We start from the raw sequence: 26,138 nt of genomic DNA on the forward strand, positions 1-26,138 counted from the left end.
CTTTCTCCTCGGCTTGACGCTCGCTGACCTTGCTCACCCCAGCAAGCACGTTATGAAACGCAAAACGCCAGGCCAAACGGGCCTGGCGCATCAGTGGACGACGCCGATCAACCGCCTTCGCGGATGACATCCGCTCCTTCGGGAATCTCGAAATCGAAACGTGAGGCCGCAATATCGCCATTGAGTTCGATATTCTCGAAACTTATAGCGGTCCGTTGCCCGGTGCTATCGGCCATCTGCAAGCCCTCCAGGCGGCCATCCTCGAAGGTGAGCTCGAGGCTCTCAAACAACGTGTCGGGCGACTTCGGTATGAGCGTGAAGGTTTCGATACCGGATTTTTTCCGACTCGTCACCTCGTAATTTTTCATCAAGGCCTCGGTACTTCCCGATAGCAACAATGCAGGCGTGTGCGTCACCCGTTTATCGAGCGGACGAACACTGACCTGCTTCAGATCTGGGTCATAAAGGTAAACCTTGTTACCATCTGAAACTACGACCTGCTGGTACGGTGCATCGACTTCCCAGTGAAACTTGCCCGGACGCGACAGCCACATATGACCTTCCACTTTCTGAAGGCGCTGACCGCTACCGTCGAGAATTTGCTGCTCGAAGTCCGCCGAATAGGATTTCACTGGCTCCAGTAAATTCGATAGGCGGGCCGCCGCATCTCCCGTTTGCGCCTGTGCCATCAGCGGCAATGCAAGCGCCACTCCCAAGGCCAACGCCAGCTTCAATATCCTCATTACTACTCCTTGTTTGCTCATCCTGCGTTACCCGATGGGACGCCGCCGCGGGCAAAAAAGTTGCGCTGCAAAGGCAACGTTCACCGTCTTTGCACTTTTTACTGGCCTCTTCCTGGCCTCGAAGAGCGCTTGCGCGCTCAATGATCGGCGGCGGGCGGCGATGCCAGCACTTCGCGGGCACCGTTAGTCCCCATAGACGACACCACACCCGCCGCCTCCATAGCCTCGACCAGACGCGCGGCCCGGTTGTAGCCGATCTTGAAACGACGCTGCACTGCCGAGATCGAGGCACGGCGTGACTCGGTCACGAATTGCACGGCCTCATCGTAGAGTGCGTCCCGCTCGGGATCATTGTTTTCAGCACCTTCCGACTCAAGCCCCGTCAGGGCATCGGCCGAGACACCTCCCGAAAGAATTTCATCGACGTATTCCGGTTCACCCCGCCGCTTCCAGTCTTCGACGATACGATGCACTTCATCGTCATCGACGAAGGCGCCGTGCACGCGCGTCGGCATACCGGCACCGGCCGGCAGATAAAGCATGTCGCCGTGACCGAGCAGATTCTCCGCTCCGCCCTGATCGAGGATGGTGCGCGAATCGACCCTGGAGGACACCTGAAACGCCATGCGCGTGGGAATATTCGCCTTGATCAGCCCCGTCACTACGTCGACCGAGGGCCGCTGCGTGGCGAGGATCAAATGAATCCCCGCCGCACGCGCTTTTTGCGCCAGACGCGCAATCAATTCCTCGACCTTCTTGCCCACGATCATGAACATGTCGGCGAATTCGTCGATCACCACCACGATGTACGGCAGCTTCTCGAGCACCGGGGGCTGCTGATGCATCTCCCACGGCTGCGGCTCCCATAGTGGATCGGCAACCTGGGCGCCATGACGCTCGGCCTCGTCGAGCTTGGCGTTGAAACCCGCCAGGTTGCGCACCCCCATCGCGGCCATCAGCTTGTAGCGGCGCTCCATTTCTGCCACGCACCAGCGCAACGCATTGGCGGCCTCCTTCATGTCGGTGACCACCGGCGCCAACAAGTGCGGGATGCCATCGTAGACCGACAGCTCCAACATCTTGGGGTCGACCATGATCATCCGCACCTCGTCCGGCGTCGCCTTGAGGAGCATCGAGATAAGCATGGCATTGACGCCCACCGACTTGCCCGAGCCGGTAGTCCCGGCCACCAGCAGGTGCGGCATCTTGTTGAGGTTGGCGACCACGGGATTGCCGCCGATATCCTGCCCCAGCCCCATGGTGAGCGGCGAATCGGCCTGCTGATAGACATCCGAGTCAAGTACTTCACGTAGCCGGATCATGGCGCGATTAGGATTGGGGATCTCGATCCCTACCGTAGGACGCCCGGGGATAATCTCCACCACGCGCACACTCTTGACCATCAGCGAACGCGCCAGATCCTTCGACAAGTTACTGATCTTGGAGACCTTCACCCCGGCGGCAGGCTTGATTTCGAAGCGTGTGATCACCGGGCCTGGCCAGGTATCGACGACCTCGGCCTTGACCCCATATTCACGCAGCCGGGTCTCCAGCAGCTCAGCCATATCGGCCAACTGCTCATCGGTATAGTTGGGTTTCTGCTCACCGGTGGGCGTCAACAGTCGCAACGTGGGCAATGCCCCTTCGGGCTCGGTCGATGGGACGGCCTCGGGACGCTGGTTCTGTAGGTGCTCCACCGTCCACAACGCGGGGGCCTCGTCACCGCTCTCCGGCCCACTCATCGATGGTTCAGCAGCGCGCACGCCCGCCGTGTCTCCAGGCGCTCTTTCCATCTCCCCACGCACAGCTGCCTGCGGCGTGGCCGATGGCTCGTCTTCAACGGCATCGGGCTCGGCGTCGGGAGTCTCGGAGGAAGAGACTGTCGAAGCAGCGGGGGAGCCATCTTCCGAAGCGTCGTCGTCCCAACTGATGCGCGGGCGCGTTTGCGCCGGCTCTTCTTGGGGAGTGGGCGCTTGCGACGACGCGGGGTCTTCAGCGGAACTCAGCGCCGCGGCATTCGTCTCGCGCTCGCTGGTCGTGTGAGGCGTTGCCGCCTCAACGCCGTCATCGTCGCGGCGTGCCTGGATGCCCCACTCACCGAGCGGTACGTCATCATCGTCGGCCGTCAGCGGCTCCGGGATGGGCTCGGGGATACGCCGCCGGGTAACGTCGGCGCGCATCGACGCCGCGGAGTCCGTATCCGCTTGGGATGGCGCCTGAGACGACGCGTCAGGCTCCTCAGACGCACGCTCCGTGGGACGAGGCTCCTCGCTATCGCCAGGCTCGTGGCGAGACTGGCCATGCGACGCAGTGGAAGTGGCCACACGGCGCTGTGGTGCGTCAGCGGTAGCAAAGCGTTCGTCATCGGCACGTTGACGAACCGTATAGGCCGCATCCGGACGCTTGGCGGAGGGCGTGTGCTCGGGAACATCCCAGGGAATATCGGTCTTGCCGTCATTGCGCCACGCCGATGTCTCGACCGTGGGCTCGGTGGTCTCGAAGGAGGGGGCCACGCGGCGCTCGCTGGCCGTGGCGTACGCCGGCTCGGCTGCCCCCGCCAGTTGGGGCGCTTGTCGTGACGCGCGCCAGCGCTGCCACCATGAGGCACGCTTTTCATCGTCCTCAGGTACTGCGTCCTCCGGTTCAGGTGCCTCTTCGGCATCGTCCATGTCGTCATCGTCGTACGCGTCACGCCGCTGAGCCTGGCGCTGCCGAAGACCACGCCACTTGGTAAGCCCCCACGACAGAAGGCGATACATGCCACGCCCCAGTTCATCCATGACCGCCAGCCAGGTCATGCCGGTAAACAAGGTAAAGCCGCACATGAAGGCGACCAATGACACCAGCGTGGTGCCTTGCATATTGAGCAGCGGCTTTAGCGCGCCGACCAATCCTTCGCCAAGGATGCCACCCGCCGCATAAGGCAGCTCGCTGTCGGGATGATAGAAATGCAGCGCTCCCAGCGTGGTGGTGCTCAAAAGCAGCAGCACCAGGCCGCTGGTGCGTACTGACAGCGCTGTCGGGTCCCAGGCGATGTTGACTTCCCGCGCGCGCAGCATTCGCCAGGCCGCGAAGCCGAACATGCCCGGCCACCACAAGGCACTGGCACCGAACATTGAATACAACACGTCCGACAGCCATGCCCCGACGGGCCCCATCCAGTTATTGATCGTTTGATCGGGGCCGCTGTGCGACCACCCCGGATCCCCGGGCGCATAGCTGAAAAGTGACAACAGCAGAAAGACGCAGATCGCAAGCAGCACGATGGCCGCCCCCTCACGCGTCACTCCCTGCAGATGCATCACGACACGACGTGCCTGTTCCTTGGCCTGGGACGTCGTTTGTCGGCGTTCGTTGCGTTTTCCGTTGACACTCAAGTGGCCATCCCCCTTGCGCCACGTATGGCGATGCCCAATGTTGTCGACACCGCCCGGGCTATTGCGAAGCTTTCTGGTTCGCCATCATACCCACCCCATGCGCTGCGTCACAGGGGAAAAAACACTCACTCGTTGTCGCCGAAGGGCGACGCCATGCGGTCAAGAGGCGAAGCGGGTAGTTATCAATACTGCAACTGGCGTACGCTGAAAGTCCCGATTTAACGTTAATCAGCAGAGACACGTCCCCATGCTGCCTTGGCTGCCTCCCCACCGGGTCGGTTTCCCGCCCGTCGAACAAGCGTTACGCGAGCCCGATGGGCTGCTTGCCGCCGGTGGCGAGCTGTCGCCTGACTGGCTGCGCTGCGCCTACCGACGCGGCATATTCCCTTGGTTCGCGCCGGGCGAACCCATTCTGTGGTGGAGTCCCAATCCGCGCCTGGTGCTGTTCCCCGAGGAAATCCACGTGCGCCGCAGCCTCGCCAAACGACTGCGCAACGCAGGGTTCACGGTCACCTTCGACCACGCTTTCAGCACCGTCATCGATGCCTGTGCCACCCTTCGCGAAGATCATGAAGGTACCTGGATCACCCCGGAGATGCGTCATGCCTATTGCCGCTTGCATGCCGACGGCGACGCCCACTCGGTTGAAGTGTGGCGCGATGGCGACCTGGTCGGCGGGCTCTATGGCATCGGCCTGGGTGGCGTGTTCTTCGGCGAGTCGATGTTCAGCCGCATCGCCGATGCGTCGAAGGTCGCATTGGTGCATCTTGCCCGGCATTTGGCGGCACACGGCGGGCGCATGATCGACTGTCAGGTACATACGCCCCACCTGGCCAGTCTTGGCGCACGAAGCATCGCTCGCTCATCGTTCATCGACTATCTTGACCAATATACGGAGGCACCCGTGTCACCGATGCTGTGGCCTTCCGCTACGTCCAACCATTTCTCAGTCGAAGAGCCGAAACTAACGTGAGCAGCAATACGCCGTCCCAACTCACGCGCGACCTGCGTTTCTTCCTCACGGTTCCGCATGGATGCAGCTATCTCCCGGATCGCGAGGCGACCACGCTATTTCTGGACCCTCAGGAACAGCCCGGTCAAGGCGTCTACGACGCGCTGTCGTTGCTGGGCTTTCGGCGCAGTGGCCGACATCTCTATCGCCCACACTGCGAGGGGTGCCGGGCGTGTATTTCGGTGCGTATCCCGGTGCAAGACTTCGCGGCCTCTCGCACGCAGCGCAAGCTGATGTCGCGTAATGCCGATCTCGAGATACGCATGCGGCCCGCGGCGTTTCATGAAGAACACTATGCGCTTTACGCGCGTTACATTCGAACCCGCCACGCCGATGGCGACATGTTTCCACCCAGCCATGAGCAGTACCGTACCTTCCTGACCCTGGATCATCCCTACGCACGCTTGATCGAATTTCGTCTGGACGGCCAACTGCTTGCCGTCGCAGCGACGGATCTGCTGAGCCATGGCGTGTCGGCCATTTACACCTTCTTCGATCCGGGGCTGGAATTCGAGCGCCGCTCTCTCGGTACCTATTCGATCCTCCACCAGATCGAGCTGGCACGCCGGCTCGAACTCCCGCATGTCTACCTTGGCTACTGGATTCGTCAGTGCCGCAAGATGCGCTACAAGCAGGACTTTCAGCCTCTCGAATACCTCGATGGCCGATATTGGCGACGCCAAATCCCCTCGGTCGATACGCCCTTGTCATAACGATCGCACAATATCATGCACATGATTTTTGCCTTAACACTCGGCATGCGGCAGAATATCGGGCTATCTTCAGAACCGATACCGACTACGGTCGGTCACTGGCGTCGTCCAGGGTGACGCACTTTCGAAGACGCTTTCAACGCAATACGAGGAAACGCCTAATATGGCACGTGAAGACCATATTGAAATGGAAGGGGTCGTGGTCGACACCCTTCCCAACACCATGTTCCGAGTCGAGCTGGAAAACGGCCACGTCGTGACGGCACACATTTCCGGCAAGATGCGCAAGAACTATATCCGCATCCTGACCGGCGACAAGGTCAAGGTCGAGCTGACCCCGTACGATCTCTCCAAGGGTCGCATCGTCTACCGCGCCCGCTGAGCTTCTACCACGGCACGCGCCGTTTGCTTGCCCATGCGCTGCTGTTTGCTTGTTGCCACTGCGGCCACGAAAAACGCCCCGTCATGACGACAGGGCGTGAAGCGTGCGGCGTTACGGGTGTGGGTTGAGCGGCCGCTCAGACTACGGCCGCCTCCGTCTCCAAGTGTAGCTCGCCTTCCTCGAGGGTGACGTGTACCACGCCCCCATGCTCGGCGAGATCGCCGAACAGGATCATCTCGGCAAGCGGCTTCTTGAGCTTTTCCTGAATGACACGTGCCATAGGACGTGCGCCCATTTCCGGGTCGTAGCCCTCCTCGGCAAGCCAGGCACGTGCCGACTCGTCGACATCCAGTTGAACGCGTTTCTCGTCGAGTTGCGCCTGCAGTTCGACCAGGAACTTGTCGACCACGTTGCGCACTACCGAAGGTGCCAGACCGTGGAATTGGATGATGCCATCCAGGCGGTTGCGGAACTCGGGCGAGAATGTCTTGCGCAGCACCTCCATCCCATCCGTGGAGTGATCCTGGGTCTGGAAGCCGATGGAGCGACGCGCGATCTGCTCGGCCCCGGCGTTCGAGGTCATAATCACGATCACGTGACGGAAGTCGGCCTCACGACCGTTATTGTCCGTCAAACGGCCATGGTCCATGACCTGCAGCAGCAGGTTGAAGACCTCGGGGTGCGCCTTCTCGATCTCATCGAGCAACAGTACGCAATGTGGCTGCTTGGTGATCGCCTCTGTCAGCAAGCCACCTTGGTCATATCCCACATAGCCAGGAGGCGCACCGATCAGACGCGACACCGTGTGGCGTTCCATGTACTCGGACATGTCGAAGCGCACCAGCTCGATGCCCATCAGCTGCGACAGCTGACGTGCCACCTCCGTCTTGCCGACCCCGGTCGGCCCCGAGAACAGGAAGCTACCAACCGGCTTGTCGGGCGATTTAAGACCCGCACGCGACAGCTTGATCGCCGCCGAGAGGCTGGTAATGGCTTCATCCTGTCCGAACACCAGCATCTTGAGATCGCGTTCGAGGTTCGACAGTAACGTGCGGTCCGAACTGGAGACGCTCTTCGGCGGAATCCGCGCGATAGAGGCCACCACCGCTTCGACCTGGTCGACATCGATGGTCGAGACGCGCATTTCCGGCGGCAACAACCGCTGATGCGCGCCCGCCTCGTCGATCACATCGATGGCTTTATCCGGCAGGAAGCGATCGTTGATATAGCGATCCGCCAGGCGTACCGCGCTGTCCAGCGCGCCATCGGTGTACTTGAGCGCATGATGCTCCTCGAAGCGCCCACGCAGCCCCTTGAGGATGCGAATGGTGTCGTCCACCGTCGGCTCGGGCACATCGACTTTCTGGAAGCGCCGCGCCAGGGCACGATCCTTTTCGAAGATGCCACGATATTCCTGGAAGGTGGTCGAGCCGATGCAGCGCAGTTCGCCCGAGGACAACAGCGGCTTGAGCAGGTTGGAGGCATCCATGACGCCGCCCGATGCTGCGCCGGCACCGATCACGGTATGAATCTCGTCGATGAACAAGATCGAGTTAGGCTGTTTGCGCAACTCGGCCAGCAACCCCTTGAGCCGCTTCTCGAAGTCCCCCCGGTACTTGGTGCCGGCCAGCAAGGTCCCCATGTCCAGCGAGTAGACGACACCATCGCTGATCACATCGGGGACATCTTCCTCGACGATTCGCTTGGCCAGGCCTTCGGCGATGGCGGTCTTGCCGACACCTGCCTCGCCCACCAGCAGCGGGTTGTTCTTGCGCCGCCGCGCGAGGATCTGAATCACGCGCTCTAGCTCATGGTCGCGACCGATCAACGGATCGATCTTGCCCAGGCGCGCTTGCTCGTTGAGGTTGGTGGCATAGCCCGTCAACGGATGGGGGCTACCCTCCGACACACCCTCTTCGGCCTCTTCACTTTCATGCGAGGAGGGAGACTGACCATGTCCAGCAACCTTGGAGATGCCATGCGCGATGTAATTCACCGCATCGACGCGCGCAACATTCTGTTGCTTGAGGAAGTAGACAGCCTGGCTTTCCTGCTCTGAGAAGATCGCGACCAGGACGTTGGCCCCCGTGACTTCCGACTTCCCCGAGGATTGCACATGGAAGACGGCGCGCTGCAGTACGCGCTGAAAGCCCAGCGTGGGCTGCGTTTCACGATCTTCCTGATCGTCGGGGATCAAGGGCGTGGTGGAATTGATGAAGTCCTGCAGGTCGGCGCGCAGCTTTTCGAGATTGGCGCCGCAGGCTCGCAACACATCGGCTGCAGAAGCATTGTCCAACAACGCCAGCAGCAGGTGTTCCACGGTCATGAACTCATGGCGCTTGGAGCGCGCCACAGTAAAAGCCGTGTTTAGGGTGAGTTCAAGTTCTTTGCTCAACATGGCAATCCCCTCTTAGCCGCCTATGGCGTCTGTCGGCACTTTCACAATCGGGCACAAACAGAGGTTATGCAAGTGCTACCTTGGACCACGATTTAACGCAGCAGTGCCATCTCAGTCCGCCTCGTCGATATCGCACAGTAACGGATGCTCGCATTCGCGTGCGTACTCGTTGACTTGATGACATTTGGTTTCCGCGATATCACGGGTGAAGATGCCGCAGGTCGCCTTACCATGGGTATGCACGACGAGCATGATTTGCACGGCTTTCTCCCGCTCCAACGCAAAGAAGGTTTGCAACACCTCGACGACGAACTCCATGGGAGTGAAGTCATCGTTGTGCAGCACGACCTTGTACATCGGCGGCTTGGCCAGCTCCGGGTCCGCCGATTGGACCGATACATCGCCCTCCGGGTCTTCGTGGGGATCCTCGCCGGGCGGTCGCGTCATGCCAAGAATGACCGCCGCATCAGGCGCTCGAAGTACGAATGAGCTTACTGATTCAAACATAGATGGAAATTTCCGTAAGTGCGCGCCGGATAGGCAGGACGACGCTTCTTAGGGTCAACACCGCCGCCTATCTCCGGTTTCTTCAATGTGCGGTCGGCAGGGCCCGGATGCAAGGTAGGTACCACTAAAAAGCCCGCGCCTGACACCGGTAAGTATGGCATCACGCCCCGAGTGCGGAGTAGGCTTTGACCCTAGACGCCGCTTGTCGAAAGGTCCGAAACCACTCATGAGTTCGCTTTACCTGCTGCACAAACCTTACCAAATGCTCTCGCAGTTTACCGATACGCAAGGCAGGGCAACACTTGCCGACGTCATCGACATCCCCGAGATATACCCCGCCGGGCGGCTCGATTACGACTCGGAGGGCTTGCTCCTGCTGACCGACGACGGCGCCCTGGCCCATCGCATCAGCCATCCGCACCACAAGCAGCCCAAGACCTACTGGGTTCAGGTCGAAGGCGACCCAGAGGAAGCGGCCCTGCACGCGCTTCGCAGCGGCGTCACACTGAAAGACGGCCCGACGCGCCCCGCCCAAGTGCGGCGTCTCGAGGCGCCCGGCATCGCACCACGCCAACCGCCGGTACGCCACCGCGCGGCCATTCCCACCATCTGGCTCGAGATCGTCCTCAGCGAAGGCCGCAACCGACAGGTACGCCGTATGACCGCGCATGTCGGCCACCCCACGCTGCGCCTGATTCGCGTCGCCATCGGCCCCTGGCGCCTCGACGATCTTGCGCCGGGTACTTGGCGCAAGGAAACCCTGCATGCCCCGCGCCGCAAGGCCTCTACGCCGGCCAGGCGCCACCGGAGTCGTCGATGAGTCGTTGGACACCCCACGTCACCGTTGCCAGCGTCGTCGAGCGCGCCGGCCGTTACCTGCTCGTCGAGGAAGACAAGGGTGGCCCGTTCAGCCTCTTCAACCAACCCGCCGGCCACCTCGAACCCGGCGAGCGCCTGACCCAGGCCGCCGAACGCGAAACCCGCGAGGAAGCCGCCTGGCACATCACGTTGACCGGCTATCTGGGGCTTTATGTGTATACCGCCCCCGATGAGGTGACGTTTCACAGCCACGCCTTCGTGGGAATTCCCCTGGCGCATCTGGGTAATGCGCTGGACAGTGGCATCGTCGCCGCGCATTGGCTCACGCTCGACGAAATCGAGGCACTGGAGCGTGCGCACCGTCTGCGCAGCCCGCTGGTGCTCAAGCGCATTCGCGACGCCATCGCCGGCCGCCAGTTTCCGCTCGATGTGATTCACGACCGCTGATGGCTCACTTCACAAGCGCTGATGGCTCACTTCACAAGCGCTGATGGCTCAATTCACAAGCGCTGATGGCTCAAGCTCGAAGCACCAAGCCGGTTTCAGGTATAATATCGCCCCGAACATCAATCCATCCTCAACTCATTCGAGAGTGACCATGTCTCACGCCACGGAATCCTCCACCGCGGGGGCCGCTACCGCGTGCAAAGTCATCGTCGGCATGTCCGGCGGCGTCGACTCGTCCGTGACCGCCCTCGTCCTGCTGGAGCAGGGCTACGAGGTCGAAGGCCTGTTCATGAAGAACTGGGACGAGGACGACGGCACCGAGTACTGCACCGCCAAGGACGACCTTGCCGACGCCCAGGCCGTGTGCGACAAGCTCGGCATTCGGCTACATACCGCGAACTTCGCCGCCGAGTACTGGGATAACGTCTTCGAACATTTCCTCGCCGAGTACAAGGCCGGGCGGACGCCCAACCCGGATATCCTTTGTAACCGCGAGATCAAGTTCAAGGTCTTCCTCGAATACGCCGAAATGCTCGGCGCCGAACGCATCGCTACCGGGCATTACGTACGCAATGGTGAGCGTGACGGTCGCGTGCGCCTGCTCAAGGGCCTGGATGCCAACAAAGACCAGAGCTACTTCCTGCACGCTGTGCCGGAAGTCGCCATCGCACGTACCCTCTTCCCGGTCGGCGAGATGGAAAAAAGCGAAGTCCGCGCCATCGCCGAGCGCCATGGCCTGGCCACCGCGCGCAAGAAGGATTCCACCGGCATCTGCTTCATCGGCGAGCGCCGCTTCGGCGACTTCCTGAAGCAGTACCTGCCCGCACAGCCCGGCACGATCGAAACGCCCGAGGGCGAGGTCATCGGCGAGCATATGGGGCTGATGTATTACACCCTCGGCCAACGCCAGGGCCTGGGCATCGGCGGCCTGCCCAACCATCCCGATGCTCCCTGGTACGTGGCTGCCAAGGACCTTGAGCGCAATGTCCTGGTCGCCGTGCAGGGCAAGCACCATCCGCTTTTGTACACCGACAGCCTGAGCACCGAGCCCGTGGAGTGGGTCGCCGGTCAACCGCCGGCACCAGAGGCACGCCTCCAGGCCAAGACGCGCTATCGTCAGCAGGACGTCGCCTGCCAAATTCGCGTGCTCGAAGACGGCGGTGTCGAAGCATTTTTCGACGATCCCCAGCGCGCGGTCACGCCGGGCCAATCGCTGGTACTTTATAAAGATGACATCTGCCTGGGCGGTGGCGTCATTCATCAGACATGGAACCGACACGCGCGCCAAGGAGACAACGCCGCATGACGCCCACCCCGATCCAAAGCGCACCACAAGGCGCCGTCACCCGCCAGGCCCTCGCCCTGGCGGGCGTTTTCCAGGCCGCCGCGGTGGTCGACGAGCTGGCCCGTACCGGGCAGTGCGACGAACGCGCCTGGAATACGCTGATTCATGCCACACTGGAGACCAACCCGGAAAGCTTCGCGACTATCTACGGCGGCCACCACAACAACCTGCGCCTGGGCATCGACACCCTCAGCGGGGTGATGAATCGCCAGCGCAATGATCCCGCCGTGATGCGCTACGGTTTCTCTTTGGTGCTATTGATGCAAAAGCTGCGCAAGGACGATGCCATGCTAGCCTCGCTGGGAGAGCGCCTGACGCGCGTTCAGGGCCAGGCCGAGCACTTCGGCGAGACGCACGAAAACGTGATTGCCAGCCTCGGTCAGCTCTACCAGGACACGCTGTCCACGTTTCGTTACCGTATCGTCGTGCAGGGCGACCCCAGCTTGCTGCAAAGCCGAATGATGCCCGAGCGCGTGCGTACCGCCTTGTTGACAGGCGTCCGCTTCGCCCTGCTCTGGCACCAGCAAGGAGGCCGACGCTGGAAGTTGCTGTTTCAGCGTCAGGCCATCAAGAAATCACTCAATGCCCTCGACGACCGCTGACGGTCCTCGCCGCGCGATTCGATCCACGACCCGGAAGACAACATCCATGGAACTTTCCGCTCTCACCGCATTATCTCCCGTCGATGGTCGCTATGGCGCCAAGGCCGCAGCCCTGCGCAAGCATTTCAGCGAGTACGGCCTGATCCGTGCCCGCGTGACCGTCGAAGTCCGCTGGCTGGAGCGCCTCGCCGCGCATCCACAGATTGCCGAAGTGCCCCCGCTTTCAGCACAGGCCACGGCCTTTCTCGGCCAACTGGTGAGTGAGTTCTCGGTCGCCGACGCCGAGCGCATCAAGGAGATCGAGCGCACCACCAATCATGACGTCAAGGCAGTGGAGTACTTCCTGAAGGAAAAGGTCGCCGACTTCCCGGAACTGCATGCGATCACCGAGTTCATCCATTTCGCCTGCACTAGTGAGGACATCAACAACCTGTCCCACGGCGTGATGCTTCGCGGTGGCCTCGACACCTTGCTGCCCACGCTGCGCGAGATCGTCACTGCAGTCGAGCGTCTGGCCCACGAGCACGCTGAGCAGCCCATGCTCTCGCGCACCCACGGCCAGACCGCCAGCCCCACCACGCTGGGCAAGGAAATGGCCAACGTGGCGTACCGCCTGCGCCGCCAGCTCAAGCAGATCGAGGCTGCCGAGATTCTCGGCAAGATCAACGGGGCGGTCGGCAATTACAACGCCCACTTCACCACCTATCCGGAAATCGACTGGGCAGCCAACGCCCGCACCTTCGTCGAAGGCCTGGGGCTGAGTTTCAACCCCTACACCACGCAGATCGAACCGCACGACTACATCGCCGAGTTGTTCGACGCCATCGCGCGCTTCAACACCATCTTGATCGACTTCGATCGCGACGTCTGGGGCTATATCTCGCTGGGCTACTTCAAGCAGAAGACCGTCGAGGGCGAGATCGGCTCCTCGACCATGCCCCACAAGGTCAACCCCATCGATTTCGAGAACTCCGAGGGTAATCTCGGGCTCTCCAACGCCCTGCTTGGCCATCTCGCCGAGAAATTGCCGATTTCTCGCTGGCAGCGCGACCTGACCGATTCCACGGTGCTGCGCAATCTCGGCGTGGGGCTGGCGTACGGTCTGATCGCTTATCAGGCCACGCTCAAGGGCGTCGGCAAGCTGGAAGCCAACCCGGCCCGCCTCGACGAGGACCTCGACCAGAACTGGGAAGTCCTCGCCGAGCCGATCCAGACCGTGATGCGCCGTTACGGCATCGAGAAACCCTACGAGAAGCTCAAGACGCTGACGCGTGGCAAGCGCGTCGATCAGGCCGGCTTCGCGGCCTTCATCGACACTCTGGAACTGCCCGACGACATCAAGACCGAACTCAAGACGCTGACGCCGGCTGCCTATATCGGCAATGCCGCCGAACAAGCGCGCGGGCTGTAAGCTGGAAGCTGGAAGCTGGAAGCTGGAAGCTGGAAGCTGGAAGGCAGCATGAATTCGCCATCCAAGGCATCAAGTCTTTTCTTCCAGCTTCGGGCGAAGCCCGGCTCTTCCAACTTTACACTATGGCCCGATTGCTCACTCATCCCTTTCGAGTCCCAATATCCTTATGTCAACCGATACGCCCCTCGCGATACTCGGCGGTTTAACCGCCGCCGAGTTCCTGCGTGAATACTGGCAAAAAAAACCGCTGCTGATTCGCGGTGCCTTCGCCGACTTCGAGTCGCCGCTTGCACCGGAGGAACTCGCCGGCCTGGCCTGCGAAGACGGCATCGAGGCCCGACTTGTCGAAGCTCAGGGCCCCGACAAGCCCTGGCAGGTCAGCCACGGGCCTTTCGATGACGCCACCTTCGCGCGCCTGCCCGACCGAGAATGGACCCTGCTGGTTCAGGCCGTCGACCATTACGTGCCCGAGGTCGCAGCCCTGCTCGATGCCTTCGACTTCCTGCCACGCTGGCGCCTCGACGACGTCATGGTCAGCTACGCGCCCCCCGAAGGCAGCGTCGGCCCCCATGTCGACAGCTACGATGTCTTCCTGCTTCAGGGCAGCGGCCAACGCCGCTGGCAGCTCGGTGGCGAGCAGCCAGACGACGCCCCCATCGTCTCGGGTGTCGACCTGCGCATGCTCGAACGCTTCGAGGTCACGCCAGACGAAGACTGGGTGCTCGAGCCCGGCGACATGCTGTACTTGCCGCCGCGCATCGCCCATCACGGCGTCAGCCAGAGCGCCGACTGCATGACCTATTCGATCGGCTTTCGCGCACCGTCCTCCGACGAGATCATCACCTCGTTCGCCGACTATCTCGGTGAAATGCAGCCCGAGACCTCGCGCTACACCGACCCGGACCTGCGCCCCATCGAACACGCCGGCCGCCTCGATGACGACGCCATCGCACGTCTGCGCACCTTGATGCTCTCGGTAATCGACGATCCCGCGCAGATGACGCAATGGTTCGGACGCGTCATGACCCAGCCCAAGTATGCCGATCAGCTCGCGCCGCTCGAAGCACCCACCGACAGCGAGGCCATCACCGAGGCATTGGCGAAGGGACACTACCTGGAACGCGCTCTGGGCTCGCGTTTCGCGTTTCACGAAGATAACGGCCACACCACGTTGTTCGCGGATGGCGACGGCCATGCCTGCCCGCCAGGGCTTGCGCGGCTGCTGGCCGACACCACGCCACTGCATGCCGCCACGCTGGCATCACACCTGGACGATCAGGCCCTGACGCTGCTCGCCGAACTGGTCAATCATGGCAGCCTCCACTGGCAAGACGAAACACAGGAAGACGGCGATGCGTGAGTGGCATATCACCCGCGGCGACTGGGAAACGCTGGGCACTGAGTGCAGCGCGATCCGCAAGGTCGTATTCATCGAGGAACAAAACGTCCCCCAGGCGGAAGAATGGGATGGCCGCGACCCACAATGTCTGCATTTTTTGCTGCACGTCGATGACCGCCCAGTGGGCACAGCGCGTCTCTTGCCGGACGGCCATATCGGACGCGTCGCGATCCTCGAGGAGGCCCGTGGCCAAGGGCTTGGCCTGCATCTGATGGAAGCGACGCTGGTGGCGGCCCGCGAAGCCGGCCACCACGCCGTGCATCTGGATGCACAAACCCATGCGAGCCCCTTCTACGAACGTCTGGGCTTTATCGCCCATGGCGATGAATTCCTCGATGCCAATATCCCCCATTACCATATGAGCCTGCATTTTCAATAACCTTCTTTTTCAATAAGTTGTCTCGGGCTTTTCTCACCTCTCGGAAAAACACTACATGGTGCCGCGTGATTCGGGCGTCATGTAGTCAAACTACAACGTTTCCTGCGCCTAACTAGGTATTGTTCGCCTCGCTTGAGTGCGCCATATTTTTCGTAAAGCCGAATTTAAAACGCTTGTTTTACTGCAGCGCAGCATCCGCGCCATTACGCGCATCGCAGCGGAAAAGATTGCACTTCGGCTGAACGTGAAATGCCCTATCGGGCACGCTCTGAATGCTCACGACGACCAAGAGGTAAACGAGATGTCCCAGACACGCGAACAGCAAATCGCCGCACTGGAAAAGGATTGGAAAGAGAATCCGCGCTGGAAGAACGTCAAGCGTCCGTATAGCGCCGAGGAGGTGGTCCGACTTCGCGGTAGCGTCAATGAAGCACATACGCTCGCCACGATAGGTGCCGAAAAACTCTGGCGCCTGGTCAACGGCGACGCCCGCAAGGGCTACGTCAACTGTCTCGGTGCGCTGACCGGCGGCCAGGCCATGCAGCAGGTCAAGGCGGGCATCGAGGCGATCTACCTGTCGGGCTGGCAGGTCGCCGCCGACAACAACAGCTACCTGTCGATGTACCCCGACCAGTCGCTCTACCCGGTGGATTCGGTGCCCAAGGTCGTCGAACGCATCAACAACAGCTTCCGCCGCGCGGACCAGATTCAGTGGCAGAAGGGCGCCAATCCCGGCGATGCCGACTTCGTCGATTACTTCGCGCCCATCGTCGCCGATGCCGAGGCGGGATTCGGCGGCGTGCTCAACGCCTATGAACTGATGACGGCGATGATTCGCGCCGGCGCCAGCGGCGTGCATTTCGAGGATCAGCTCGCCGCGGTCAAGAAATGCGGCCACATGGGCGGCAAAGTGCTGGTGCCCACCCAGGAAGCCGTGCAGAAACTGGTCGCCGCGCGTCTGGCCGCCGATGTGGCGGGCACACCGACGCTGGTCATCGCGCGCACCGACGCCAATGCCGCCAACCTGATCACCGCCGACGTGGATGATTACGACAAGCCCTTTATCACCGGCGAACGCACCGCCGAAGGCTTCTACCGGGTCAATGCCGGCCTCGATCAGGCCATCTCGCGAGGCTTGGCCTACGCGCCCTTCGCGGACATAATCTGGTGCGAAACCGCCAAGCCGGACCTTGCCGAGGCCAAGCGCTTCGCCGATGCGATCCATCGCGAATACCCCGATCAGTTGCTGGCCTACAACTGCTCGCCGTCGTTCAACTGGAAGAAGAATCTAGACGACGCCGAGATCGCCGGCTTCCAGAAGGCCCTGGCCGACATGGGCTACACCTACCAGTTCATCACCTTAGCCGGCATTCACAACATGTGGTACAACATGTTCGATCTCGCCCATGCCTACGCTCAGGGTGAAGGCATGAAGCATTATGTCGAGAAGGTCCAGCAGCCGGAATTCGAGGCGGCCGAACGTGGCTACACCTTCGTCGCCCATCAGCAGGAAGTCGGTACCGGCTACTTCGACGACATGACCAACATCATCCAAGGTGGCGTATCATCGGTGACCGCGCTCAAGGGCTCCACCGAGGAAGCGCAATTCTAGCTAACCTCGCGATACGAAACTCAAAAACACGAAGGGCGCCATGCGGCGCCCTTGGTCTTGCTTTTTCATGTGTGTCGTTACAAGGCGTACGATTTAGCGCTGCTCGCGCAGGATGCCCAACATCCGCTTGAGCGGCTCCGCCGCGCCCCACAGCAGTTGGTCGCCCACCGAAAAGGCGGAGAGGTATTCGCCGCCCATGGCCAGCTTGCGCAGGCGTCCCACCGGTACATCCAGCGTCCCGGTCACGGCCGCCGGTGTCAGGCTTTGCAAGGTAGCGTCCTTTTCATTGGGAATCACCTTCGCCCACTGATTGTGCTTGGCCAGACGATCCTCGATCTCGTCGAGAGGTACGTCCTGCTTGAGCTTGATCGTGAACGCCTGGCTATGCGAACGCATCGCGCCGATGCGCACGCACAAGCCGTCGATGGGGATCGGCGAGTCTCCGGTAGCGAGAATCTTGTTACTCTCGACCCCGCCTTTCCACTCTTCCTTGCTCTGGCCGTTGTCCATCACCTTGTCGATCCACGGCAGCAGGCTGCCGGCCAGCGGCTCACCGAACTGCTCGGTGGGAAAATCACCGCCGCGCATGGCCTGCGTCACCTGACGGTCGATATCCAGGATCGCACTGCCGGGATCGGCCAGCGCCGACGACGCCGCGCCATGCAGGGCGCCCATCTGGGAGAGCAGCTCGCGCATGTGCTTGGCCCCCGAGCCCGACGCGGCCTGGTAAGTCATGGAGGTCATCCACTCCACCATGTTGGCCTCGAACAAACCACCCAGGCCCAGCAGCATCAGGCTGACGGTGCAATTGCCGCCCACGAACGTCTTGCCGCCGTTGGCGAGACTGCGCTCGATGACGTGGCGGTTGACCGGATCGAGCACGATCGTCGCCTCGTCCGCCATACGCAGCGTGCTAGCAGCGTCGATCCAATAACCCTGCCAACCGGCTTCGCGAAGCGGACGGTAGACGCTTTCCGTGTAATCGCCGCCCTGAGCGGTTACCACCACGTCGAGGCTCTTGAGGGCCTCCAGATCGCGGGCATCCTTGAGGGGCGGCACTTCGACCCCGATGTCGGGGCCAGGTTGACCCACCTGGGAAGTGGTGAAGAACACGGGTTCGAGGCCGGCGAAATCGCCATCCTCGCGCATGCGTTGCATGAGGACGGACCCCACCATTCCCCGCCAACCGACAAAACCGACTCTAAGCATGTGTCGTCCTCCTGAAATCTACGAATGGGCATATGGCCATGATACGTGAGCCGCGCTCACTGCGCCTGGAATGCCGCCAACACGGCATCGCCCATCGTCTGGGTCGAAACGGGCGTCGTGCCCTCGAAGGCGATATCGGCGGTACGCAGTCCCTGATCGAGCACCGATCCCACGGCGCGTTCGATGCGCTCGGCCAGCGCCGGTGCCTCAAGGGAATAACGCAGCATCATGGCCACGGACAAGATCGTCGCCAACGGATTGGCGATGCCTTGCCCGGCAATATCCGGCGCACTGCCATGGCAGGGTTCGTACATACCCTGACGTTGTTCGTTGAGCGATGCCGACGGCAACATCCCGATCGAGCCCGTCAGCATCGCCGCCGCATCGGAGAGGATATCACCGAACATGTTGCCGGTAACGATGACGTCGAACTGCTTGGGCGCGCGCACCAGTTGCATGGCAGCGTTATCGACGTACATATGCGACAACTCGACGTCAGGATACTCCGGCGCCAGGCGCTCCATGACCTCGCGCCACAAGATGGTGGCCTCGAGCACGTTGGCCTTGTCCACCGAGCAAAGCTTGCCGCTCCGCGCACGCGCCATCTCGAAGGCCACCCGCCCGATGCGTTCGATCTCGTGCTCGGCGTAGACGTAGGTATTGAAGCCGACTTTCTCGCCATCGCGCTCTTCTATGCCGCGCGGCTGGCCGAAGTAGATACCGCCGGTCAATTCGCGCACGATCATGATATCCAAGCCTGCAACGATCTCGGGCTTGAGGCTCGAGGCCGAGGCCAGCTGCGGATAAAGCAGCGCCGGGCGTAGATTGCCGAACAGGTTGAGATGTTTGCGCAGGCCCAGCAAGCCTTTCTCGGGCCGCTTGGCCAGATCCTCGATCTTGTCCCACTTCGGGCCACCCACAGCGCCCAGCAATACGGCATCGGCGGCCTTGGCGCTCGCTAGCGTCTCATCGGGCAGCGGTACGCCATGGGCGTCGATCCCCGCTCCGCCGACTAGACCTTCCTCGAGGTCGATATCCAGCCCTGTCTCGCGGCACGCGTTGAGGATCTTGACGGCCTCGCGGGTGATTTCCGGGCCGATCCCGTCGCCCGGCAGAACGAGAATCTTGCGACTCATGGCGTACTCTCTCGCTACTCGACACATCATCGTGGATGACGTGACTGATGGTTCGTGGGCGGCCGGCGCCGCGACGCCGACCGCGAGAAGATGGGCGCTCCCTGCCATCCCGACTCATTGAGCCAGGCCTCCCTATCGGTTGTGTCCAGCGTTGTTGTTATTTGAAGGCCACCAGCGTCATCCGGCCTGGCGGAACAGCCATGGCCGCGCCTGGCGGTGGCGCTGCTCGAAATCCGCAATGGCATCGGCGTCCTTGAGCGTCAGCCCGATATCGTCCAGGCCCTCGAGCAAGCAGTGCTTGCGAAACGCATCGACCTCGAAGGTAAGCGTCTCGCCATGGGGCGTGGTGACCTGCTGGCTCTCCAGGTCGACATCCAGACGATAGCCTTCCTCGGCCTCGGTTTCCTGGAACAGGCGATCCACCGTGGCTTCGTCGAAGGTGATCAGCAACAAACCATTCTTGAAGGCATTGTTGAAGAAGATATCGGCAAAACTCGGCGCGATGATCACGCGGAAGCCGAAATCTTCCAGCGCCCAGGGCGCATGCTCGCGCGAACTACCGCAGCCGAAGTTGCGGCGCGCCAGCAACACGCTGGCTCCCTGGTAACGCGGCTGATTGAGCACGAAATCCGGATTGAGCGGACGATTGGCGACATCTTGCCCTGGATAGCCTTCATCCAGATAGCGCAGCTCGTCGAACAGATTGGGGCCGAAGCCGGTACGCTTGATCGACTTCAGAAACTGCTTGGGAATGATCAGGTCCGTGTCCACGTTGGCACGATCCATGGGCGCCACGAGGCCCTGATGGCGGTCGAACTTGCGCATGCTCACGCCTCCTGTACTTGGCTGTCGTCGTTGGCGGCGCGCTCGGCACCGAAGTCGCGCACATCGACGAAATGACCGGCGATGGCCGCCGCCGCCGCCATGGCGGGGCTCACCAGATGCGTGCGGCCACCATAGCCCTGGCGCCCCTCGAAGTTGCGATTCGAGGTCGAGGCACAATGCTCACCGGCACCCAGCTTATCGGCGTTCATCGCCAAGCACATGGAGCACCCCGGCTCACGCCATTCGAAGCCCGCCTCGAGAAAGATCTTGTCCAGCCCTTCCTCTTCGGCCTGGCGCTTGACCAGCCCCGAACCAGGCACGACCATCGCCAGTTGGATGGTATCCGCCACCTTGCGGCCCTTGGCGACCTTGGCCGCCTCGCGCAGATCCTCGATGCGCGAGTTGGTGCACGAGCCGATGAAGACCTTGTCGAGCTGGATATCGGTGATCTGCTGCCCCGCCTGAAGCCCCATGTACTCGAGCGCGCGCGACACGCCTTGCTGCACGGTCTCGTCACCGGCAGCGGCTGGGTCCGGCACCTGTGCGCCGACGCCCGCGACCATTTCTGGGCTGGTGCCCCAGGTGACCTGTGGTTCGATCGCGGCGGCATCGAGCTCGATGACCTTGTCGAAATCCGCATCGCCATCGGAGACCAGATCGCGCCAGTCGGCGACCGCCGCATCCCAGTACTCCTCGCTGGGCGCGAAGGGACGCCGACGCAGGTACTCGACCGTGGTCTCGTCGACCGCCACCAGGCCCACGCGTGCACCGGCTTCGATGGCCATATTACAGATGGTCATGCGGCCTTCCATGGACAAGTCGCGAATCGCGCTACCGGCGAACTCGATGGCATAACCAGTGCCGCCAGCCGTGCCGATCTTACCGATCACCGCCAGCACGATATCCTTCGCCGTCACGCCGAGGCCCAGTTCACCCTCGACGCGCACCTGCATGTTCTTCATCTTGCGCTGGATCAGGCACTGGGTCGCCAGCACGTGCTCGACCTCGGAGGTGCCGATGCCGTGCGCCAAGGCGCCGAAGGCACCGTGCGTGGCGGTATGCGAGTCGCCGCAGACGACCGTCATGCCGGGCTGCGTGGCGCCCTGTTCCGGCCCCACGACGTGCACGATTCCCTGGCGCGCGTCGTTGATGCGGAATTCCTCGATGCCAAAGCTGGTGCAATTGTCATCCAGCGTCTCGACCTGAATGCGCGAGACCGGATCGACGATACCCGCGTTGCCCTCGGCACGCTCCTTGAGCGTGGTCGGCACGTTATGGTCCGGCGTGGCGAGGTTGGTATCCAACCGCCATGGCTTGCGCCCGGCGAGACGCAGCCCTTCGAAGGCCTGGGGTGAGGTCACCTCGTGCAGCAGGTGACGGTCGATGTAGATCAACGCCGTGCCATCGTCGCGTTCCTTTACCAGGTGCCGCGACCAGAGCTTGTCGTAAAGAGTCTGGCCTGCCATGGAATCTCCTCCACTCGTGCCTCCCCGACCGGGAAGATTGGGCGATGACGCTCTATGTCGTCTTGAAACATGTCGCCTTGCTAAGCGCCGTAATAACCGACGCAACGTTGATATCCCCGAGCCTAAGGGGGGTTATGGATAAAAGCAATTCATGTTATTTATGCTTTGCATTCCTCAATAGAATACATGGCCACTAGAGCGCGTTCATGGATACACAAAGTCTACAAGCCTTCCTCGCCGTGGCCGACAATGGCTCATTTTCGCTCGCCGCGGAGCAGCTCCATTTGACCCAGCCTGCGGTCAGCAAGCGTATCGCAGGGCTCGAAACTCAAGTCGACGCGCAGTTATTCGACCGACTCAACCGCCGCGTGACGCTCACCGAGGCAGGACGCACCTTATTACCTCGCGCCCGCGAGATTCTGGTGATGTTCGACGACAGCCGTCGCGCGCTTTCCAACCTCGCCGGCGACGTCAGCGGCAGCCTGACCATGGCGACCAGCCACCATATCGGCCTGCATCGTTTGCCGCCGCTGCTCAAAGCTTACACCCAAGCGCATCCCGAGGTGCGCATGGACATGCGCTTTTTGGATTCCGAGCAGGCCTATCAGGGGGTTCTGGATGGCGAACTGGAACTTGCCGTGGTCACGCTGGCGCCGGTGCCCGACCCAGCACTGACAGTCGTGCCGGTGTGGATCGACCAGTTGCGTTTCGTATGCGGGCGCGAGCATGCCCTCGCCGGTCGCGAGGAACTCGCCTTGTCGGCGCTGTCCGATTACGACGCCGTACTGCCCGGGCATTTGACCTTCACCCGCGGCATCGTAGTGGATACCTTCGCCCGCGACGGCCTCAAGGTAAACGTCTCGCTGTCCACCAACTACCTCGAGACGCTCAAGATGATGGTCGCCATCGGGTTGGGCTGGAGCGTGCTACCCGACACCATGATCGACGACGACATCGAGATCCTGCCCATCGACCACCGCCCCATCCAGCGTCCGCTGGGCTATCTATTTCACAAGAGTCGCACCCTCTCCAACGCCGCCAGGGCCATGCTCGGCATGCTCGATAATGCCCGCGACCAACGCGCCAGGCACTGGCTGAATTGAACCGTATCGCACTAGCATCATTATGGAGTGCACACAATTTATACAACGAGGAGGACAAATGACTGCTTTGGATCTCGGCAGCCCACGTGAACAACTGGCCTGCGCGTTTCGGTGGCTGGCTCGCCTCGACATGCATGAAGGCGTCGCCAATCATTGCAGCCTCGCCACGACGGACGACGGCTCACGTTTCTTGATCAATCCACAAGGTCGCCACTATGCGGAACTGCGCGCCAGCGACCTGCTCGAAGTCGACGCCAGCACCGTCCAGCGTCCCGACGATGTCGAGCCCACCGCCTGGGCGATCCATGGTGCCATGCATCGTCAGGGCCACCATGTGGGCTGCGTCATGCACACTCATTCACTCTATGCCACAGCTTTGGCGTGTCTGGAATCGCCGTCGCTCCCCCCGGTCGAGCAGAGCGCGATGCGCTTTTTCGAGCGCGTACATGTCGATAAAGGCTTCGATGGCATGGGCCTCGGCGAGGAAGCCGAACGTCTCGGCAACCTCGCGGGCAAGGCACCCATTCTTTTGCTAGGGAATCACGGCGTGATTGCCACCGGCGCCGATGTCGCCGAGGCGTTCGATAGCCTTTATTACTTCGAACGAGCGTGCCGTTCTTATCTCGTGGCACGTGCCAGTGGTTTGCCCCTCAAGGCGGTCCCCGATGAGGTCGCGCGCAAGACCGCCCAGCAATGGGAAGAGAGCGTACGCGAGGGCGCCGCCACGATGCATCTGGCCGCACTGATGCGACTGCTGGACCGCGACGACCCCGACTATCGCCAGTAATGGTGTCATGAGCGACACCAACCTCCGTGGAGATCGGCCGATCTCAAGACCCGGCTTCGCCTTCGTCGGTCGACTCGGTGCCCAGCACCTCGGGAATGGTCTGACGAACGTAGCGGCCAGGAGCGGGTTCGATGGGCTTCAGTTCGCCCTCTCCCGGATGACGCGCCGCGACTGTTTTATCGGGATCGGCATAGCGGTTGTCGGTCATCCATGCTTGCCAGTGCGGCCACCAGGATCCTTCCTGAAACGTCGCCGCCTCGAACCAGGCATCGGGATCGTCGGGGATCTCGTCGTGGGTCCAATAACCGTATTTACGTTTCGTCGGTGGATTGACGATCCCCGCGATGTGCCCGGCCCCGCCCAGCACGAAAGTCACGGGGCCCTTAGGCAAGCGGGCCCCCAGATAGCTGCCTCGCCATTTGGCGATGTGATCGTCGTGCGCGGAGACGAAATAGCTCGGCGTCGAGATCTTGCGCAGGTCGATCTTGACACCATCGAGTTCTATTCCGCCGGGTTGGACGAGACGATTTTCGCGATACATATGGCGCAGGTACCAACCGTGAGTGCCCGCCGGCAGGTTGGTGCCATCGCTGTTCCAATACAGCAGGTCGAATGCCGCCGGCGCCTCGCCCTTGAGATAATTGCTTATATAGAATGACCAGAAAAGGTCGTTCTCGCGTAACAAGTTGAACGAGAAGGCCATGGCACGGCCATCGAGATAGCCGTCACGCGCGAGCTGGCGCTCGATGCCAGCCAATACCGGTTCACTGAGGAATACACCGATTTCGCCGGGGTCACTGAAATCCTGCAGCGTCGCCATGTAGGTCACAGAACGTACCTTGCGACCACGCAGACTACTGGTCAGATACGCCACCGTGGTCGCCGCCAGCGTGCCACCGATGCAGTAACTCAACAGATTGACGGATTTCTCGCCACAGGCTTGCTCGATGGCCCCCATCGCAGCGATCGGCCCCAATTGCATGTAATCGGCCCAGGTCAGATGGCGCTGCTCGGGACCGGGGTTGCGCCAGGAAATCATGAACACCGTATGCCCTTGCGCCACCAGCCATTTCACAAACGAGTTATCCGGACGCAAGTCGAGCACGTAATACTTGTTGATCCAGGGTGGCACGATCAGAAGCGGCGTCTTGAAGACCTTGTCGGTGCTCGGATGGTACTGAATCAGTTGCATCAAATCGTTTTCGAAGACCACCTCGCCCGGCGTGATGGCAAGGTTCTCGCCCAATCGAAAGGCACTGCGGTCGCTCATCGCGACGTTGAGCCCCTCGGCGGAATTGGCCAGGTCCTCGCGCAAACGCTTGAGGCCCTCGACAAGATTTTGCCCGCGGGTTTCGAGTGTCTTGCGGACCACTTCTGGATTGGTGGACACGAAGTTGCTCGGCGCGAGCGCATTGACATACTGCCGCGCGTAGAATTCCAGCTGATGGCGTGTCTGCGGCGTCAGCCCACCGAGATTTGCCAACAACTCGTCGACAGCGCGTACGAAGAGCAAATACTGCTGAAGAATATAGCGATAGAAGGGATGCGAGTGCCAGGCATCATCGCGAAAGCGTCGATCCTCGGGACTCGGCTCGATCACTGCAGGCACACTCTCACCCATGATCTCCCGCAGGGCATTCTGCCAGACACGCAGTTGATCCTGCGCCAGACGCATCTGCACGGTATATACCGTCGGCGCATTGAAGACCATGGCCTCGGCGCCGATACGCAGACTCTCCTGCATGTCGGCATACACCGAAGCACCCGCGTCACTGGGCCACAACCGATTGAAGGCTTCCTGCATGAGGGATTGGTATTGCTCACCGAACGCGCTCACCTGACGCTGCCAGGCGTGCGGGTCACCTAAGGCGTCATCGCCTTCCTCGGGCCCTGGCCACATACGTTATCTCCCCGCATCACAAAACGGTTCACGCACTTCTACGCCTCGGCAGCCGCCTGTCTTCACGACTGCCGGGGTCGGCGCATGATGTCTGCTGTTCTACGCTTTGTCTTTACTGCTATTGCTACTGCTGCTACTGCGTGAAGAAGACGACTGGCTGTTGCTGCTCGCCGCCTTGGCGGGTTCGGACGCCGCCTTCATGTTCTCAGAGGCTTGATCGGCAGCCTGTTGCCCCGTTTCGGACATCATCTCTTCCAGATCAGCCTTGAACTTGAGGCTAATATCGGCCATTGCGCGGGCATCTTCCAACATTTGCTTGGAAAGCGAATTCAGCATGTCGGCCTGCTGGGTGGTGAAATCGCGCACGTCGTCGGCATCCTTGATTTCAGAGGCCGACCGCATGCGCTCCACGCCCAACTGGCTGTAGCGTTTCATGGCATCGAGCTGGTACTCGGTCATCCGCTCCATGTTGTCCAGCATCAGGCCGTTGAATTTGCGCATCGGCTCGAAAAAGCCGCGCGTCTGTTCGGAAAAGGCACTAAACATTTTGTCCTGCATGACGGATT

The 26,138-nt window shown here is 61.5% G+C and carries 23 protein-coding genes; 13 read left to right on the forward strand and 10 right to left on the reverse strand.

The genetic code is table 11. The features are described 5' to 3' along the window. Positions 1 to 107 precede the first annotated feature (107 nt). Both lolA and RVY79_RS00090 read right to left on the reverse strand, forming a co-directional pair. Positions 108 to 743, reverse strand: a complete 636-nt coding sequence (gene lolA / locus RVY79_RS00085; protein ID WP_317462642.1) for an outer membrane lipoprotein chaperone LolA — start codon at positions 741 to 743, stop codon at positions 108 to 110. 137 nt (positions 744 to 880) lie between these two features. Continuing rightward, on the reverse strand, positions 881 to 4,120 hold the full coding sequence (locus tag RVY79_RS00090) for a DNA translocase FtsK 4TM domain-containing protein (protein ID WP_411161687.1): 3,240 nt from the start codon (positions 4,118 to 4,120) through the stop codon (positions 881 to 883). 247 nt (positions 4,121 to 4,367) lie between these two features. Between RVY79_RS00090 and aat the strand changes: the two genes are divergently transcribed. The 3 genes from aat to infA all read left to right on the forward strand — a co-directional run bounded on the left by aat (position 4,368) and on the right by infA (position 6,227). After that, complete coding sequence (gene aat, locus RVY79_RS00095; protein ID WP_317462014.1) at positions 4,368 to 5,093, forward strand: leucyl/phenylalanyl-tRNA--protein transferase; 726 nt, start codon at positions 4,368 to 4,370, stop codon at positions 5,091 to 5,093. Beyond that, complete coding sequence (locus RVY79_RS00100) at positions 5,090 to 5,845, forward strand: arginyltransferase (protein ID WP_317462015.1); 756 nt, start codon at positions 5,090 to 5,092, stop codon at positions 5,843 to 5,845. The genes aat and RVY79_RS00100 overlap by 4 nt, the downstream gene beginning before the upstream one ends. 163 nt (positions 5,846 to 6,008) lie before the next feature. Continuing rightward, positions 6,009 to 6,227, forward strand: coding sequence for a translation initiation factor IF-1 (gene infA, locus RVY79_RS00105; protein ID WP_011507732.1), 219 nt, complete (start codon positions 6,009 to 6,011; stop codon positions 6,225 to 6,227). Positions 6,228 to 6,363: 136 nt separating this feature from the next. On the opposite strand, the gene clpA is transcribed toward infA, so the two are convergent. Together clpA and clpS are read right to left on the reverse strand one after the other, a co-directional pair. Beyond that, positions 6,364 to 8,625 (reverse strand): ATP-dependent Clp protease ATP-binding subunit ClpA, encoded by a 2,262-nt coding sequence (clpA, locus tag RVY79_RS00110; protein WP_317462016.1) that lies wholly within the window; start codon positions 8,623 to 8,625, stop codon positions 6,364 to 6,366. A gap of 111 nt (positions 8,626 to 8,736) precedes the next feature. Next, positions 8,737 to 9,072 (reverse strand): ATP-dependent Clp protease adapter ClpS, encoded by a 336-nt coding sequence (clpS, locus tag RVY79_RS00115; RefSeq protein WP_243833191.1) that lies wholly within the window; start codon positions 9,070 to 9,072, stop codon positions 8,737 to 8,739. 286 nt (positions 9,073 to 9,358) lie between these two features. On the opposite strand from clpS, the gene RVY79_RS00120 reads away from it, so the two are divergent. The 8 genes from RVY79_RS00120 to aceA all read left to right on the forward strand — a co-directional run bounded on the left by RVY79_RS00120 (position 9,359) and on the right by aceA (position 17,146). Beyond that, on the forward strand, positions 9,359 to 9,952 hold the full coding sequence (locus RVY79_RS00120; protein ID WP_317462017.1) for a pseudouridine synthase: 594 nt from the start codon (positions 9,359 to 9,361) through the stop codon (positions 9,950 to 9,952). Further along, positions 9,949 to 10,398, forward strand: a complete 450-nt coding sequence (locus RVY79_RS00125; RefSeq protein WP_317462018.1) for an NUDIX hydrolase — start codon at positions 9,949 to 9,951, stop codon at positions 10,396 to 10,398. Before RVY79_RS00120 ends, RVY79_RS00125 begins: the two co-directional genes overlap by 4 nt. A 151-nt stretch (positions 10,399 to 10,549) precedes the next feature. Next, positions 10,550 to 11,704 (forward strand): tRNA 2-thiouridine(34) synthase MnmA, encoded by a 1,155-nt coding sequence (gene mnmA / locus RVY79_RS00130; protein WP_317462019.1) that lies wholly within the window; start codon positions 10,550 to 10,552, stop codon positions 11,702 to 11,704. Next, the gene (gene hflD, locus RVY79_RS00135; protein WP_317462020.1) at positions 11,701 to 12,345 is read left to right on the forward strand and encodes a high frequency lysogenization protein HflD; all 645 of its coding nucleotides are present in this window, start codon (positions 11,701 to 11,703) and stop codon (positions 12,343 to 12,345) included. Before mnmA ends, hflD begins: the two co-directional genes overlap by 4 nt. A gap of 46 nt (positions 12,346 to 12,391) precedes the next feature. Then, a complete protein-coding gene (gene purB, locus RVY79_RS00140; RefSeq protein WP_317462021.1) occupies positions 12,392 to 13,756 on the forward strand; it encodes an adenylosuccinate lyase in 1,365 nt (454 codons plus the stop codon). Positions 13,757 to 13,922: 166 nt separating this feature from the next. Beyond that, the gene (locus tag RVY79_RS00145) at positions 13,923 to 15,116 is read left to right on the forward strand and encodes a cupin domain-containing protein (RefSeq protein ID WP_317462022.1); all 1,194 of its coding nucleotides are present in this window, start codon (positions 13,923 to 13,925) and stop codon (positions 15,114 to 15,116) included. Further along, a complete protein-coding gene (locus RVY79_RS00150; protein ID WP_317462023.1) occupies positions 15,109 to 15,534 on the forward strand; it encodes a GNAT family N-acetyltransferase in 426 nt (141 codons plus the stop codon). Before RVY79_RS00145 ends, RVY79_RS00150 begins: the two co-directional genes overlap by 8 nt. A 301-nt stretch (positions 15,535 to 15,835) precedes the next feature. Next, positions 15,836 to 17,146 carry an isocitrate lyase gene (gene aceA / locus RVY79_RS00155; protein ID WP_317462024.1) on the forward strand — a complete coding sequence of 437 codons (1,311 nt, stop codon included), beginning with the start codon at positions 15,836 to 15,838 and terminating at the stop codon, positions 17,144 to 17,146. 93 nt (positions 17,147 to 17,239) lie between these two features. Here the strand turns inward: aceA and asd are convergent, their stop codons facing one another. The 4 genes from asd to leuC all read right to left on the reverse strand — a co-directional run bounded on the left by asd (position 17,240) and on the right by leuC (position 21,782). After that, positions 17,240 to 18,355 (reverse strand): aspartate-semialdehyde dehydrogenase, encoded by a 1,116-nt coding sequence (gene asd / locus RVY79_RS00160; protein WP_317462025.1) that lies wholly within the window; start codon positions 18,353 to 18,355, stop codon positions 17,240 to 17,242. A 56-nt stretch (positions 18,356 to 18,411) separates the two neighbouring features. Beyond that, the gene (gene leuB, locus RVY79_RS00165; protein ID WP_317462026.1) at positions 18,412 to 19,491 is read right to left on the reverse strand and encodes a 3-isopropylmalate dehydrogenase; all 1,080 of its coding nucleotides are present in this window, start codon (positions 19,489 to 19,491) and stop codon (positions 18,412 to 18,414) included. A gap of 177 nt (positions 19,492 to 19,668) precedes the next feature. Next, the gene (leuD, locus tag RVY79_RS00170) at positions 19,669 to 20,316 is read right to left on the reverse strand and encodes a 3-isopropylmalate dehydratase small subunit (protein ID WP_317462027.1); all 648 of its coding nucleotides are present in this window, start codon (positions 20,314 to 20,316) and stop codon (positions 19,669 to 19,671) included. A 2-nt stretch (positions 20,317 to 20,318) separates the two neighbouring features. After that, positions 20,319 to 21,782: a 3-isopropylmalate dehydratase large subunit gene (gene leuC, locus RVY79_RS00175; protein WP_317462028.1), complete on the reverse strand. Its 1,464-nt coding sequence runs from the start codon at positions 21,780 to 21,782 to the stop codon at positions 20,319 to 20,321. 206 nt (positions 21,783 to 21,988) lie between these two features. Between leuC and RVY79_RS00180 the strand changes: the two genes are divergently transcribed. Together RVY79_RS00180 and RVY79_RS00185 are read left to right on the forward strand one after the other, a co-directional pair. Next, positions 21,989 to 22,885 carry a LysR family transcriptional regulator gene (locus tag RVY79_RS00180; RefSeq protein WP_317462029.1) on the forward strand — a complete coding sequence of 299 codons (897 nt, stop codon included), beginning with the start codon at positions 21,989 to 21,991 and terminating at the stop codon, positions 22,883 to 22,885. Between the two features lie 58 nt (positions 22,886 to 22,943). Beyond that, the gene (locus tag RVY79_RS00185) at positions 22,944 to 23,672 is read left to right on the forward strand and encodes a class II aldolase/adducin family protein (protein WP_317462030.1); all 729 of its coding nucleotides are present in this window, start codon (positions 22,944 to 22,946) and stop codon (positions 23,670 to 23,672) included. A gap of 43 nt (positions 23,673 to 23,715) precedes the next feature. Here RVY79_RS00185 and phaC read toward each other — a convergent pair whose 3' ends face one another. Both phaC and RVY79_RS00195 read right to left on the reverse strand, forming a co-directional pair. Continuing rightward, positions 23,716 to 25,572 carry a class I poly(R)-hydroxyalkanoic acid synthase gene (gene phaC / locus RVY79_RS00190; RefSeq protein ID WP_317462031.1) on the reverse strand — a complete coding sequence of 619 codons (1,857 nt, stop codon included), beginning with the start codon at positions 25,570 to 25,572 and terminating at the stop codon, positions 23,716 to 23,718. Positions 25,573 to 25,671: 99 nt separating this feature from the next. Further along, positions 25,672 to 26,130: a phasin family protein gene (locus RVY79_RS00195; RefSeq protein WP_317462032.1), complete on the reverse strand. Its 459-nt coding sequence runs from the start codon at positions 26,128 to 26,130 to the stop codon at positions 25,672 to 25,674. Positions 26,131 to 26,138 lie beyond the last annotated feature (8 nt).

The organism is Chromohalobacter sp. HP20-39, from assembly GCF_033052815.1.
In the GTDB taxonomy this organism is placed as follows: Bacteria; Pseudomonadota; Gammaproteobacteria; order Pseudomonadales; family Halomonadaceae; genus Chromohalobacter.

Coding starts and splice junctions, on each gene's coding strand:
- lolA (WP_317462642.1), bottom strand. CDS start 743: ATGAGGATATTGAAGCTGGCGTTGGCCTTGGGAGTGGCGCTTGCATTG.
- aat (WP_317462014.1), top strand. CDS start 4,368: ATGCTGCCTTGGCTGCCTCCCCACCGGGTCGGTTTCCCGCCCGTCGAA.
- infA (WP_011507732.1), top strand. CDS start 6,009: ATGGCACGTGAAGACCATATTGAAATGGAAGGGGTCGTGGTCGACACC.
- clpA (WP_317462016.1), bottom strand. CDS start 8,625: ATGTTGAGCAAAGAACTTGAACTCACCCTAAACACGGCTTTTACTGTG.
- clpS (WP_243833191.1), bottom strand. CDS start 9,072: ATGACGCGACCGCCCGGCGAGGATCCCCACGAAGACCCGGAGGGCGAT.
- RVY79_RS00120 (WP_317462017.1), top strand. CDS start 9,359: ATGAGTTCGCTTTACCTGCTGCACAAACCTTACCAAATGCTCTCGCAG.
- RVY79_RS00125 (WP_317462018.1), top strand. CDS start 9,949: ATGAGTCGTTGGACACCCCACGTCACCGTTGCCAGCGTCGTCGAGCGC.
- mnmA (WP_317462019.1), top strand. CDS start 10,550: ATGTCTCACGCCACGGAATCCTCCACCGCGGGGGCCGCTACCGCGTGC.
- hflD (WP_317462020.1), top strand. CDS start 11,701: ATGACGCCCACCCCGATCCAAAGCGCACCACAAGGCGCCGTCACCCGC.
- purB (WP_317462021.1), top strand. CDS start 12,392: ATGGAACTTTCCGCTCTCACCGCATTATCTCCCGTCGATGGTCGCTAT.
- RVY79_RS00145 (WP_317462022.1), top strand. CDS start 13,923: ATGTCAACCGATACGCCCCTCGCGATACTCGGCGGTTTAACCGCCGCC.
- RVY79_RS00150 (WP_317462023.1), top strand. CDS start 15,109: ATGCGTGAGTGGCATATCACCCGCGGCGACTGGGAAACGCTGGGCACT.
- aceA (WP_317462024.1), top strand. CDS start 15,836: ATGTCCCAGACACGCGAACAGCAAATCGCCGCACTGGAAAAGGATTGG.
- asd (WP_317462025.1), bottom strand. CDS start 18,355: ATGCTTAGAGTCGGTTTTGTCGGTTGGCGGGGAATGGTGGGGTCCGTC.
- leuB (WP_317462026.1), bottom strand. CDS start 19,491: ATGAGTCGCAAGATTCTCGTTCTGCCGGGCGACGGGATCGGCCCGGAA.
- leuD (WP_317462027.1), bottom strand. CDS start 20,316: ATGCGCAAGTTCGACCGCCATCAGGGCCTCGTGGCGCCCATGGATCGT.
- leuC (WP_317462028.1), bottom strand. CDS start 21,782: ATGGCAGGCCAGACTCTTTACGACAAGCTCTGGTCGCGGCACCTGGTA.
- RVY79_RS00180 (WP_317462029.1), top strand. CDS start 21,989: ATGGATACACAAAGTCTACAAGCCTTCCTCGCCGTGGCCGACAATGGC.
- RVY79_RS00185 (WP_317462030.1), top strand. CDS start 22,944: ATGACTGCTTTGGATCTCGGCAGCCCACGTGAACAACTGGCCTGCGCG.
- phaC (WP_317462031.1), bottom strand. CDS start 25,572: ATGTGGCCAGGGCCCGAGGAAGGCGATGACGCCTTAGGTGACCCGCAC.
- RVY79_RS00195 (WP_317462032.1), bottom strand. CDS start 26,130: ATGCAGGACAAAATGTTTAGTGCCTTTTCCGAACAGACGCGCGGCTTT.